14 protein-coding genes are annotated in these 13,241 nt (G+C 43.6%); 3 read left to right on the top strand and 11 right to left on the bottom strand.

What is annotated here, in order from left to right; translation table 11 throughout:
- Positions 1 to 104: 104 nt before the first annotated feature.
- From ACFSUO_RS09865 to clpP, 3 genes are all read left to right on the top strand, one after another.
- A complete protein-coding gene (locus tag ACFSUO_RS09865; RefSeq protein WP_382393557.1) occupies positions 105 to 554 on the top strand; it encodes a sensor histidine kinase in 450 nt (149 codons plus the stop codon).
- Complete coding sequence (locus ACFSUO_RS09860) at positions 529 to 1,140, top strand: response regulator (RefSeq protein WP_382393555.1); 612 nt, start codon at positions 529 to 531, stop codon at positions 1,138 to 1,140. Before ACFSUO_RS09865 ends, ACFSUO_RS09860 begins: the two co-directional genes overlap by 26 nt.
- A 135-nt stretch (positions 1,141 to 1,275) precedes the next feature.
- Positions 1,276 to 1,884 carry an ATP-dependent Clp endopeptidase proteolytic subunit ClpP gene (gene clpP, locus ACFSUO_RS09855; RefSeq protein ID WP_382393553.1) on the top strand — a complete coding sequence of 203 codons (609 nt, stop codon included), beginning with the start codon at positions 1,276 to 1,278 and terminating at the stop codon, positions 1,882 to 1,884.
- 114 nt (positions 1,885 to 1,998) lie between these two features.
- Here the strand turns inward: clpP and ACFSUO_RS09850 are convergent, their stop codons facing one another.
- From ACFSUO_RS09850 to dhaK, 11 genes are all read right to left on the bottom strand, one after another.
- The gene (locus tag ACFSUO_RS09850) at positions 1,999 to 2,253 is read right to left on the bottom strand and encodes an HPr family phosphocarrier protein (protein WP_382393551.1); all 255 of its coding nucleotides are present in this window, start codon (positions 2,251 to 2,253) and stop codon (positions 1,999 to 2,001) included.
- 192 nt (positions 2,254 to 2,445) lie between these two features.
- Entirely contained in the window at positions 2,446 to 3,399 is a 954-nt protein-coding gene (whiA, locus tag ACFSUO_RS09845; protein ID WP_382393549.1) for a DNA-binding protein WhiA, read from the bottom strand.
- Between the two features lie 36 nt (positions 3,400 to 3,435).
- The gene (locus ACFSUO_RS09840; RefSeq protein ID WP_382393547.1) at positions 3,436 to 4,398 is read right to left on the bottom strand and encodes a gluconeogenesis factor YvcK family protein; all 963 of its coding nucleotides are present in this window, start codon (positions 4,396 to 4,398) and stop codon (positions 3,436 to 3,438) included.
- A 1-nt stretch (position 4,399) separates the two neighbouring features.
- Positions 4,400 to 5,284, bottom strand: coding sequence for an RNase adapter RapZ (gene rapZ / locus ACFSUO_RS09835; protein WP_382393545.1), 885 nt, complete (start codon positions 5,282 to 5,284; stop codon positions 4,400 to 4,402).
- Between the two features lie 14 nt (positions 5,285 to 5,298).
- On the bottom strand, positions 5,299 to 5,763 hold the full coding sequence (locus tag ACFSUO_RS09830) for an NUDIX hydrolase (protein WP_382393583.1): 465 nt from the start codon (positions 5,761 to 5,763) through the stop codon (positions 5,299 to 5,301).
- Between the two features lie 458 nt (positions 5,764 to 6,221).
- Positions 6,222 to 7,175 (bottom strand): thioredoxin-disulfide reductase, encoded by a 954-nt coding sequence (gene trxB, locus ACFSUO_RS09825; RefSeq protein WP_382393581.1) that lies wholly within the window; start codon positions 7,173 to 7,175, stop codon positions 6,222 to 6,224.
- A 98-nt stretch (positions 7,176 to 7,273) separates the two neighbouring features.
- Entirely contained in the window at positions 7,274 to 8,278 is a 1,005-nt protein-coding gene (locus ACFSUO_RS09820; RefSeq protein ID WP_382393543.1) for a tetratricopeptide repeat protein, read from the bottom strand.
- A 914-nt stretch (positions 8,279 to 9,192) separates the two neighbouring features.
- The gene (locus tag ACFSUO_RS09815) at positions 9,193 to 10,854 is read right to left on the bottom strand and encodes a glycerol-3-phosphate dehydrogenase/oxidase (protein ID WP_382393541.1); all 1,662 of its coding nucleotides are present in this window, start codon (positions 10,852 to 10,854) and stop codon (positions 9,193 to 9,195) included.
- Between the two features lie 216 nt (positions 10,855 to 11,070).
- Complete coding sequence (gene dhaM / locus ACFSUO_RS09810) at positions 11,071 to 11,451, bottom strand: dihydroxyacetone kinase phosphoryl donor subunit DhaM (protein ID WP_382393539.1); 381 nt, start codon at positions 11,449 to 11,451, stop codon at positions 11,071 to 11,073.
- A gap of 1 nt (position 11,452) precedes the next feature.
- A complete protein-coding gene (dhaL, locus tag ACFSUO_RS09805; protein ID WP_382393537.1) occupies positions 11,453 to 12,073 on the bottom strand; it encodes a dihydroxyacetone kinase subunit DhaL in 621 nt (206 codons plus the stop codon).
- A 20-nt stretch (positions 12,074 to 12,093) separates the two neighbouring features.
- On the bottom strand, positions 12,094 to 13,083 hold the full coding sequence (gene dhaK, locus ACFSUO_RS09800; protein ID WP_382393535.1) for a dihydroxyacetone kinase subunit DhaK: 990 nt from the start codon (positions 13,081 to 13,083) through the stop codon (positions 12,094 to 12,096).
- Positions 13,084 to 13,241: the final 158 nt, after the last annotated feature.

Below are 13,241 nucleotides of genomic sequence, written 5' to 3'. Positions count from 1 at the left end.
CAAATTACAAGGAAAACCTTATATAGCGGTTTCACAAAGGGTGTTGCATTTACTATTGCAATTTAGGTGAAAATACGAAACAGGAGCTTCCGATACATGAATTAATGGCATATGTGACAAGCCATCTTAGTTTCGATGATCGGTTTATCACATTACAATTAGATATAGAAGAAAACCTCCCGCCTGTTTCTGTTAACAAAATCCGATTTTCACGTGCCATCTCCAACATTCTGGAAAACGCCATCAGTTCATTTGCTGGAAAAAAAGGATTTATCCATATCCGTGTCAAAAGAATAGGGCAGGGAATATTAATCCGGATTGAGGACGATGGACCAGGAATAAAAGCAGAGCATTTAAATGAAATCTGGCGGGATGGTTTCAGCACTAAAAACTCATCCGGTCTTGGACTTTCCTTCGTGAAACGTGTCATTGAAAACCACGATGGCAGCATCACCGTCAACAGCATCCCAGGAAAGGTCACACAAATGAATATCATTATACCACTGGAGAAAGCAGGTGAACAGGCTAATGAGTTTCACCATTCTGATTGTTGATGACAATGAAGATATCCGTTTCACACTAAAAGAAATATGTGATTTTGCCGGATGGTCGAGTATGGAAGCAGCGACAGGAAAGTCTGCCATGGAACAATGTGCTGCCCTTCACCTGGATCTCATACTGCTCGATTACCATATGCCATATTGGGACGGATTAAAAACAACGAAAGAGATCAGGAAGCATAATAGCAGCATACCTATCATTATATTAACAGTAGATGAGCGGCAGGAAGTAGCTGATGTCTTTATGGAGGCTGGTGCCAATGATTTTGCACTCAAACCAATTAAAGCTCCTGACTTGATTTCCAGAATTCGCATTAACCTGAAAATCGCCAAACTGACCGAACATCATGGTCAAGCGTTTGTTGACAAAGGCATCAGTCAGTCAACCCTAATGTCAATTAAAAATTATCTGATGAAACAGACCAACCTAGCTTCCATCGATGAAATTCAAAAAGAATTGCCTATCTCCTATCAAACGGTCCACCGATATGTAAATTATCTTGAAACGAAAGGAGAAGTTGAGGTAATATCGCAATATGGCAAACAAGGCCGACCAAAAAATAAATACAGACTCCTCTAGTAAAAGGTTTATTTTCCCAATTACAGGGAATGATGGGTAAGGAGATTTTTTAGGCAGGATATGGTTCTTTTTGTTTGACCTTTTTTGACCTATTAGGTATGATGAAACTATCCGAAACTTGGATGAACTCGAGGAATGAAGGAGGAAGAATACATGAATCTGATACCAACAGTCATTGAACAGACAAACCGTGGTGAACGTGCATATGATATTTACTCACGCCTTCTGAAAGACCGTATTATTATGCTTGGAAGTGGCATAGACGATAATGTGGCCAACTCCATCGTCGCACAGCTGCTTTTCTTGGAAGCGGAAGATCCGGATAAGGATATCTCCCTTTACATTAACTCACCGGGTGGCTCAATCACTGCCGGAATGGCCATTTACGACACCATGCAGTTCATTAAATCAGACGTATCCACCATTTGCACAGGCATGGCGGCATCCATGGGGGCTTTCCTGCTGGCAGCTGGGGAAAAAGGCAAACGATATGCACTGCCAAACAGTGAAGTAATGATTCACCAACCACTTGGAGGAACACAAGGTCAAGCATCCGATATTGAAATCCATGCACGCCGCATTATTGAAATGCGCGAAAAAATGAACCGAATCTTGTCCGATCGCACTGGTCAGCCACTGGAAGTTGTGGAACGCGATACAGACCGTGATAATTTCATGTCAGCTGAAAAGTCCAAAGAATATGGACTGATTGACAAAGTATTGGAACGTAAATCAGAAGCATAACATGATAGCAAAAGGGGCTGAACAGCTTATGCGTGCAGCCCCTTATCTATTTTTGTCTGCTTTTATCCCTTCCCGGGCCATTCTTATTCTATTTATCTTCCAAAATAAATCCTATTATGTTTCCGTCACGAAAGCAGTCAACTCATTCAGCGCCGATTCTTCATCAGCACCATCTGCTATCAGTTTAATCGTTTCCCCAGTCGTAATTGCCAGGCTCATCAGTCCCATTATACTTTTGGCATTCACTCGCTTGCCATCTTTTTCAAGAAATAAATGTGCCGCGTAGCTGTTTGCTTCCTGAACAAACTGAGCCGCGGGCCGTGCCTGCAGTCCTGTTGCAAGTTCAACCTTGACCGATTTCTCAATCAATGGTCTCATCCTCCCTTGGTTTGTAATCGTTTACATTGGTGTGTAAAAAAACAGCAGCAAGTTCTACACTTCCACTGCCAGAAAAAAAGTAATCCTTGCTATGTGATAAAAGGTATTGCTATGTGTATGAAACAATCATCAATCACTATGTCATACCGTTTAAAATAATAATATCACATTGCGCCGGATTATTCACTTTTTTGAAACGGGGGTCCCCTCTTGCCTTAGTTTGTCAGCAAATTCATCAATTTTCTTTAGCCGGTGATTCACACCTGATTTAGAAATTTTTCCAGTCGTAACCATTTCACCAAGTTCTTTTAATGACACATCCTGGTGCTGGACTCGCAATGATGCAATTTCCTGGAGTCTTTCCGGCAGTGCACCAAGTCCAACCGTATTTTCAATGAAGTTGATGTTTTCGATTTGCCGAAACGCTGCACCAATTGTTTTATTCAAATTGGCCGTTTCGCAATTAACAAGCCGATTTACGGAATTACGCATATCTCGGACTATCCGTACATCCTCAAACTTGAACAGGGCATTGTGTGCACCAATAATACTTAAAAATTCGGTGATCTTCTCTGCTTCTTTCAAGTAGGTGATATAGCCTTTTTTGCGCTCAAGCTCCCGAGCCCGGAGGTCGAAGTCATTCAAAAGTTCAGTCAGTGCATCATTATGCTCCTGATAGGCGTTAAAAATCTCTAAATGATACGAAGAAGTTTCCGGATTATTAATCGATCCGCCCGCCAGGAACGCACCACGCAAATAGGACTTCCTGCAACAATCTTTTTCCAGATATGCGGCGGGTATTTCTCTGCTGAATGAATATGGCCCCTGCAATATGCCCAAATCTGTAAGTAACTCTTGAACATTTTCCTTCATGCGAACGATATACACATTATTTTTTTTCAGTTTCATTTTTTTCCGGACAAGAAGTTCTACGGTAAAGTGATACTGTGATTTAACCAATGTATAAATCCGGCGGGCAATCGCCGCATTTTCCGTCTGTACATCAAGTGTATAAATATCCCTGGACACCGAAATAACACCATTCATACGAGCAAGTGCTGCAAGTTCGGCATGTTTGCAGCACGTGTCCAATTCAATTCCAGTCAGTTCTTTTTTTATTTCTGAAGCAAATGACAATCCCGGCACCTCCCTGTTACATCATTTTATGCCAGCTTATTCTCTGTCGATGATTGAATAAAGCAATTTCGCTATTTTCTCTGTATCATGCCGCAATGTCGTTTTGGACGAATTAATGATATCACTCTCAATAATCTCAAGCCCCATATCTATCAGCCGATCTGTATCATATACGACGGGGGCTGCATTTTCCTCGGCGTAAATAGCACGAACATGCTGGCTGATCGGCTCGTTATGTACAACAATCGAATCAACGCATGTCTCCCCGATATGATCTCGGATTGCCTGGACATGGTCTGCGGCCGTATACCCTGTTGTCTCCCCAGCTTGTGTCATCACATTGCAGACATAAACAACTTTTCCCTTTGTCTGCCTTAACGCTTCGTCCATTTGCGGAATGATCATATTAGGTAAAATACTTGTATATAAACTTCCAGGGGAGACGACAACCAAGTCCGCATTCTTGACGGCTTCCACTGCATGGTGTAGCGGCCGCACCGGTTCCGGACGCAAAAAAACATGCTCAATTTTTTTATTGGCCAAAGGAATATTGGACTCACCTGAAACGATGGTGCCATCTTCCATCCTTGCATGGAGTGACATACTCTGGTTCGAAATAGGATAAATATTTCCTTTCACATTCAGTACACGAGAAATTTCTTTAATACCGGTAAAAAAATTTCCCGTTACCGATGTCATTGCAGCGAGAAGCAAGTTACCCATAGAATGTCCGGAGAGCCCATTCCCTTCTGTAAACCGATGCTGAAATAGATCTAAAAGCATCGGTTCCGCATCAGAAAGGGCTGCAATCACATTCCGTATATCACCAGGTGCCGGTATCGCCATTTCATTTCGCAGACGTCCGGTACTTCCGCCGTCATCAGCAACGGTCACAAGGGCCGTCAAGTCAACCGGCAAATTCTTCAAACCTCGCAGCAGGACAGGCATCCCCGTACCGCCGCCAATCACTGTAACATTTGATTTTCCTGTGCTTCCCATGTTAATGACCCTTTCTTTTATCAATGTCCCGGTGACTGACGTGGGTAATATAGTTTGGTGACAGCTGTTTGGAGAAATATTCAGCGATAGCCACCGAGCGATGTTGTCCGCCCGTGCATCCAATCCCGACGACAAGCTGCGACTTGCCTTCTTTCTTATATTGAGGAAGCATAAACTGCAGTAAGTCGAGTATCTTTTCGTTAAACTTTTGTGTGTCAGACCATTTAAAAACATAAGAAGATACTTCGGAATTCAAGCCGGTCAGCGGCTGCATGTGTGGCACATAATGCGGATTTGGTAAAAACCGTACATCAAAAACAAGATCAGCATCAATTGGTATACCATATTTATAGCCAAACGACACCATATTAACTGAAAAAATTTCCTGTTTATCTTCCATATAGGTTTTCAGTATTTTTTCCCTTAGTTCTTTTGGCTTCAATGTTGTTGTGTCAATGATCCGCTGTGCTCTGCCCCGCAATTCATCAAGAATGGTGCGCTCTTTCGAAATCCCTTCCAGCGGCAAACCTTCTGCTGCGAGTGGATGGGAACGCCTGGTTTCTTTGTACCGCTTCACTAGTGCTTCATCTTTTGCATCCAGGAAGAGAATATGTTCATTCAGCCAATCTTCTTCCCCCAGTACGTCCAGGGCTTCGAACAGTGAATCAAAAAATTCCCTTCCGCGCAAATCCATGACAAGTGCAACTTTGCGGATATTATTCCTCGAGTCTTTCATGAGCTCCAAAAACTTCGGCAGCAGGGCAGGTGGCAGATTGTCGACACAATAATAGCCGAGGTCCTCAAAGCTTTGAACGGCTACCGTTTTTCCAGCCCCCGACATCCCAGTGATAATAACCAGCTTTGTATCTTGTTCATTATTCCACATACCATTTCTTCCCTTCATGAACTGGTGGGGTCCAGACGCAAGTGCAGCAATTCATAATCCTCCGTGTACGAAAACGCCCCGTAAAGCATCTCATCAGAAGAAAGGACATGTTCAAAAATCTTTCGGTCCCCTTCTGCCATAGGTAAATCGTGAATCGCATCCACTGATACCCACTCCAATTCTCCTTCTTTGCAAAAACTTGCCAGCTGTCCGTCTGCTTGACTACACACAAATGTGAACATCATCCATTCCTGCACAATCTCATCACTGCGATAGACCGTAAATGTGAATCCACCAGCCAGTGATGGACGATGCAGGTGCAGACCGGTTTCTTCCCGAAATTCGCGGACTGCAGATTCTTTAATGGTTTCACCCTGCTCCATTTTGCCACCGGGAATGGCGTACCAGCCCCGGCGCGGTTTCTTTATCAGTAAAATTTTTTCATCATTTATTAATATGCAATTCGTTACACGCTGCATTCTTGTTTCACTTCTTTCGGCTGAACAGTCGATAACACTATACCTAGTATACAATGAATGGTCTCCACCCAACAAGCATCTAAGCCATGTCCAATTAGAAAAGCTAATCCCGGCCTTGCCTTAAAGCAAGTGCTGAAGTTTTTTAAAGTCATCCATAAATTTGTACTTTCTGACGTTATAAAAGGCAAAAAAGGACAAAGTTCCGCCACAAAGCAAAAAAAAATGCAGGTGCATCATCACCTGCAGAAAAACTAATTTATTATTAAAAGGGGGTCAATTAGTTAATTCCATTATAACCAATAATTGTTTCGTGCGTGTTACAGCATCGTTAAGAAGTAATTACTTTCTGGTGAATAAAACATTACAAAAAGCCACAAAATCAGGACTGGCATGGCTGGAGACGTTCGGAGGGGTCCCCGCCTCCAATATTGCCAGCCGCTTATAAACGCACAAACGGCTTAGGATTGTGCAGCTTTTATTTCTTCCATTAAATCTTCCAGATACTTTTGAGCTGTTTCGGCTGCAATACTTCCGTCACCTGTAGCTGTCACAATTTGACGAAGTGACTTCTCACGGATGTCGCCCGCAGCAAATATACCTGGGATCGATGTCTCCATGTTTTCGTTCGTTGGGATATACCCCTCTTCATTCGTAATCCCCAATGACAGGAACGGTTCATTCAGTGGCAGCATGCCAATGTAGATGAACACCCCGTCAATTGCGTGGTCATACTCTTCACCAGTCTGGTTGTTATACAACGTGACGCTTTCTACCTTTCCACTTGGGCCGTTAATCTCTTTTGCTTCGGTGTTCCAAATGAACTCAATTTTATCATTGTCAAAAGCCCGGTCCTGCAGAATTTTCTGTGCTCGCAGTTCGTCTCTGCGGTGAACGATCGTAACCTTGTTCGCAAAGCGCGTCAAATACATACCTTCCTCGACGGCTGAGTCTCCGCCGCCAACGACGATAAGGTCTTTACCTTTGAAAAATGCACCATCACAAACGGCACAATAGGAAACACCGCGTCCACCCAGCTCCTCTTCACCTGGAATGCCAAGCTTCTTATACTGGGCGCCCGTCGTAATAATCAAGGCGCGTGTATGGTATTGTTTCTTTCCAGCGATAATGGTTTTGTATTCACCATGGTCCTCAATTTCTTTAATATCGCCATACGCATATTCCGCACCAAACTTTTTCGCATGTTCAAACATTTTATTGGATAAATCCGGACCCAAAATATGGTCGTAGCCAGGATAGTTCTCTACATCTTCTGTATTGGCCACCTGACCGCCCGGAATGCCACGTTCAATCATCAATGTGTCCAGATTTGCGCGTGACGCATAAACCGCTGCAGTCATACCGGCAGGTCCCGCACCCACAATAATGACATCATACATACGTTCTTCGGCCATGTTATCAGCCCTTTCTTCACTATTCTTCAAAGCCACATCCATCGTATAGCAAGTCTGCATTCTCGTCTAATGTTATGCTCATGCAATTATGAAGGCTGTCAGTCCGCATCCCATGGGCCTTCTTCCTCTGCAAGAACAGGGTGCCACCTGCAGCCTTGCTCCCATATGGAAAGTGCCTTTGAAGGCTTGCCAAGTTTATATGCCGCAACACTGTACCATTTATAATACGAAAGGTGATTTTTCACCTGCTTCTCATCGATTGCTCTAAACCTTGCATACGCCTCTTCATGGAAACCAGTTTGGGCGAAAGTCACTGCTATACGCAGTTTCTGCTGTTCGTGTACCGGATATACATTCTTTAATGCGTGGATATGCAATTCAAATTCTTTCCTCTGATTCCATCCATGATAAAACACAGCCAGGTTACTATGACTGTGCAAAGAACCGGGAGACTCTTCCAGCAACCCCTCTTCCATATCGACCGCATCTTTTTCATAACCAGCAAAAAACAGGGCATACGCATAATCATGCCGGACATTCGCATGTTCTGGAAATAATACTGTCATTTCTTCCAGCAGTGGAAGTGCCTTGTCCCATGCTTTATGTTCCATATGATAAAATACGGTTTCCTGATAAACGAGCAATTCATCTTCTTCCTCAAATTCCCACTCATCTTCTTCCTGATCATCGCTCGTTACGAGTTCAATCAAGTGTTCTGCATCTTCACGCAGATCGCCATTCGGGTCTTTATTAAGATATGATTCCGCATGCTTTTTTGCATCATTCAAGAGTCCCAAATGGGCGTAATTATTTGCAAGCAGGTAATAGCAGTCCGTATAATGACCGCCGGAAGTTTCCAGCACTTCCGTCAATAATTGATTAGCCAAATGATATGATCCGATTTCAGTGTAGATAATCGACAACTGACATTGGTATAACAGATTCTCAGGCTCTGCCTCGATCGCCTTCCGAAGCCATTTTATCGCAATATCAAATTTCCGCTTTTGAAAGGCTTCGACACCTTTCGTAAAATAAAAATCTCCGTCCGGGATAAAGGGGATAATATTTTCTTCAGCTCGTGTTGATTTATCGTCTTGTTTCATGTCAGCACCCCCTATTTGTCAAATCTTGCCGAACAAAGTATACCATAATTGCACGGAAAGTTATATATCTTTGGAAGTCAGTTTTTTAAAAAACTGCTGCTTCTCGCAATCACCTTAGAGAATGAGACCCTGCTGAACAATTTCTATAAACTGCGACGTAACTGCTACGTTGATTTCCACTCCGGGCAGTCGCTTTCACCACAGGCATAAGTGCGACATCTGCTCAACCTCACGCTTTTCGCAGTGTCTTCTTTACCGCGGGCACGGCTTCAGGAAAAGCGCCGCTCAAAAGTCCGTGAGAAGGCTTCTCAAGGCCAAAAGTCATCCAAAAGTGGGACGAATAGTCCGAGAGAAAGCTTCTCAAGGCCAAAAGCCACCCAAAAGCGGGACGAATAGTCCGTGAGAAGGCTTCTCAAGGCCAAAAGCCACCTAAAAGCGGGCCGAAATGTCCGTGAGATGGCTTCTCAAGGCCAAAAGCCATCCAAAAGCGGGACGAATAGTCCGTGAGATGGCTTCTCAAAGCCAAAAGTCATCTAAAAGCGGGCCGAAATGTCCGTGAGATGGCTTCTCAAGGCCAAAAGTCATCTAAATGCGGGCCGAAATGTCCGAGAGAAGGCTTCTCAAGACCAAAAGTCTAGGCCACTGAAAAGGTGCCCCTTTTTTCAAATGATGATTAATTCAAAGAAAAATTGGGAGACTTTTCACCAAATCAATGGATGAAAATTCCCCCTTCTGCGAGGAGTGCTGCTTCACCGAAAAGCTTGCAACACGACGTGCCGGAGTGGAATCCAACCACTCAATCATCACTAAAACCAGAAAAACGTCACTCACTATGTCGCAGTTTATATCAACCGCGATGTGAAAACAACAAAGTATGCGGTAAGAGCCTTTTGGAAAGGAAAAATCCGGCTGTGTTATTTAGCCGGATGGACTGCCTCATGCAGTAGTTGCTCAAGTTCATTTTTATACTGATCTTTTTGTTCATTATTCCATTGCAATGCATCAGCCATATACTTCATCACATTATCCTTATGGGCTTTGACAAAGTCGATGTCGAAAAACAATGCACCGGTCCGCCGTACAAAAAAATCAACCGGTTTGTATGTCATTTCATACCTCATGGCATAGACCAGTTCAGCAAATACAACCGGGTCAATCCCAGCTTCTTGGGCGGTCGGTTTTTCTTCCTGGAACAATGCAAAGATTTTATCAATATTGGCACCGTATTGCTGGAGAAGGAATAAAGCCGTTTCTTCATCTATTCCTAAGTCCACTGCTTCAGCAATTTTTCGATCCTTCAATTGCTGAAATCCTTTTGAGCCACCTGTTTCCCCGCCGGAAATAGGCAAATGCTCTGTTTCCGACTCAGAATAAAGAATACCTTCTTCCTCTTTCAGCTGTTTCGCCACCGTATCAACAGCCTGTTCAGCCATTTTGCGGTATCCTGTTAATTTTCCGCCTGCCATGGAAATCAGGCCTGAATCCGAGATGAATATTTCATCTTTTCGGGAGATTTCATCGGGATCATCTTTTCCCTCTTCAGCAATCAATGGCCTCAGTCCCGCATAGCTTGAGTCCACATCCTCCTTCGTCATCTCGAGGGATGGGAACATATAATTAATTGCATCCAACAAATAATCCCGGTCCTCTACCGTCATGACGGGATGGGCAATATCGCCATCATAGCTCGTATCGGTCGTTCCAACATATGTCTTTTTATTTCGGGGGATGGCAAAAACCATCCGACCATCCGGTGCATCAAAATAAATGGCCTGCTTTAATGGAAAACGTTTTTCCGAAAAAATTAAATGGACGCCCTTTGTTAAATGAAGGTTTTTTCCTTTTTTAGATCCATCAATTTCTCGAAGGTCGTCAACCCACGGACCAGCAGCATTCACTATTTTTTTCGCATACACATGATGCTGTTTCTTGTTAATCTGATCTTCCACGATAACACCAGCTATTTTCCCGGATTGATAAATGAAATCGACCACTTTTGCGTAGTTTACCGCATGTGCCCCTTTTTCGATTGCCTTTTTCATCACTTCAATCGTAAGCCTGGCATCATCTGTCTTATATTCTACATAAAAGCCGGCACCTTTCAGTCCCTCACTTTTAACGAGGGGTTCCTTTCCCACTGCTTCTTCCGGACTGAGCATTTTTCTGCGTTCCTCTTTCTTGACACCTGCCAGGAAATCATAGACACGCAATCCAATATTCGTTGTAAATGGACCAAACGTCCCTTCTTTATAAAATGGAAGCATCATCCATTCAGGGGTTGTGACATGTGGTCCATTTTCATAAACGATTTCCCGTTCTTTTCCAACTTCCGCAACCATTTTCACTTCGAACTGTTTTAAATAGCGCAGCCCGCCATGGACCAGCTTGGTTGATCTGCTGGATGTTCCGGCCGCAAAATCCTGCATTTCCACTACAGCAGTATTCATCCCGCGTGTAGTTGCATCAAGTGCAATCCCAGCACCAGTAATGCCACCGCCGATCACTAATACATCGAGCTGCTTGTTTTCAATCTGTTGAAAAATCGTATCTCTATGATAACTGGAAAAATTAGTCATAACCATCCGCTCCTTTTTATCTACATCTATCATTACCCTTTTTAAAGGCTTTTCATGTATTTCCGAAAAAAAAAAGAAACCACAAACAAGGCTAATGAACGTTGCTTCATTAGCAATTTGTGGTTTCTCCATTTCTCCGGCACATGTATTAACTTACCTTTATTTTATCACACTGTTATTCAATTGCATAGCGGAAGTTTTAGCACATTTCCTGCCTTATGGTGATCCAAATTCCTTCTCTACAGCTTTAATTATCTCCTGAAGGTTCTTATCCATACCGGATTCCACAGCAGCCAAATACGCTCCTTCTACCAGTGGGGCTTCCACTATTTTAACATTCACTGTCCCACTCATCTCCACAGCCATCTCGGCATTCATTTTTGCACTGCCAATATCATAAAACATTACCACACCGTCACCTTCGTCTGCACGATGAATTGCTTCCTGCACTTTTTCCACACTTGTTCCGATTTCATTTTCTTCCGTACCCCCAGCAGTTTCAATCGGTACATCCTTGATTACTTGGCGAATTATATCTTTTACCCCATCAGCGACTTTAGGGCTGTGGGAAATGAGTACAACACCTGTATAAGACATGTTATGACCTCCCTTCAATCGTGTTGGCAAGCGCATCAAAAATATAATAGGAGGAGGCGGAACCCGGATCAATATGTCCAATAGACCGTTCTTTGAAGTACGCAGCCCGGCCTTTCGTTGCCATCATATCCTTTGTTTCCTCCATCGCATTTTTAGCGGCTTCCGTGACTTTTTCCGCATCGAAATCCGTTTCCTGCTGGAAGTGAACAGCCATCCTGGACCATACATCGACAAGTGTTTTTTCACCCTCCGATGCCTTCCCCCGCTGTTTCACACCATTCACCGCTTCTTCCAGCCCCCTGGAAAAAGTTTCATGGTCAATCATGTCATTTCCTTTTACCGCCATAGACATTTTTAAAAATATTGTCCCAAATAAAGGCCCTGATGCCCCACCAACCTTTGACATTAACGTCATAGCAGCATCTTTCAAGACATCGGCTGCGTTTGCATAGTCCTGCGCTGATAGTTTATTCACTGTTTCCTGAAAACCACGGGCCATATTAATGCCGTGATCTCCATCACCGATTGCCTGATCAAGGGATGTAAGATATTCTTTATTTGCCTGTACTTTTTCATTTATTTTGTCAAACCAGTTAATCATATCCTGAACATGCAGTTCCATAATGAATAAATCCCCCTTTTCTAACTGCGAAAGGCAGGTGCATCTGATGCGACATCAAGTAATTCTTTCAACTCGTCATCCAGGTTCAATAAAGTGACGGAACAGCCTGCCATCTCCAGCGATGTCATATATTCACCAACAAATGTTTTATAAACATTTAAGCCCTTTTCCGCTAAAATTGCTTGAACTTTTTTGTTTACAATATATAACTCCATCTCCGGTGTTGAACCTAGCCCGTTCACCATAACAGCGACATCACCAGTGAAATCAAAGTCTTCTAAAATTTTACCTGTGAGCTCAGCTGCAACGTCATCAGCTGTTGATATAACTTTGCGTTCAATCCCTGCCTCACCATGGATGCCGATGCCAATTTCCATTTCATTCTCGTCTAATTGAAAACTAGGTGTCCCAGCGGCAGGAACAGTACACGGTGTCAGTGCCATTCCCATGGACCGGACGTTTGTGGCAGCTTTAGCAGCAACAGCCTTTACTTCCTCCAAAGTCCCGCGCTGTTCAGCCTTTGCCCCGGCCATTTTATGAACGAATACGGTTCCGGCAATCCCCCTTCTGCCAGTGGTCGAGGAACTTTCTTCTACCGCAATATCGTCGTTTACAATTACCTTTTCCACCCTAATTCCTTCTGCTTCTGCAAGTTCTGCTGCCATTTCAAAATTAAGCACATCACCAGTGTAGTTTTTAATGATTAATAATACACCTGCTCCGCTATCGACCGCCTTAATTGCCTCGAATACTTGGTCAGGCGTTGGTGATGTAAATACCTCACCAACAACAGCAGCATCAAGCATCCCCTTTCCCACATAGCCTGCATGTGCGGGTTCATGACCGCTTCCTCCACCACTGACAAGGCCTACTTTATTGGCATTTGGAGCGTCTGTTTTCACGACCGCCGTTGTTCCAGGTAGCTGTTTAATGTCATTAGGTGATGAAGCAACCAGCCCTTCCACCATATCTTGAACGACCTGATTTGGATCGTTAATGATTTTTTTCATATAAACCCTCCTCGCTCTTTTCTTTTCAAAGGCTCTCTTTGTAAACTTTGTTACCTTTCTAGTGCAGTTGTTTTGTGTATTTCCTTCGCTATTGCGGCATTTGATTGGAGCGGAGGACAGTCGACTCCTGCGGGAAAAGCAACAGCTGAAGATCCCAC

The sequence above is a fragment of the Lentibacillus juripiscarius genome, from assembly GCF_042685205.1.
In the GTDB taxonomy this organism is placed as follows: domain Bacteria; phylum Bacillota; class Bacilli; order Bacillales; family Amphibacillaceae; genus Lentibacillus; species Lentibacillus juripiscarius.
This window is presented reverse-complemented; position numbering and strand designations above follow the sequence as displayed.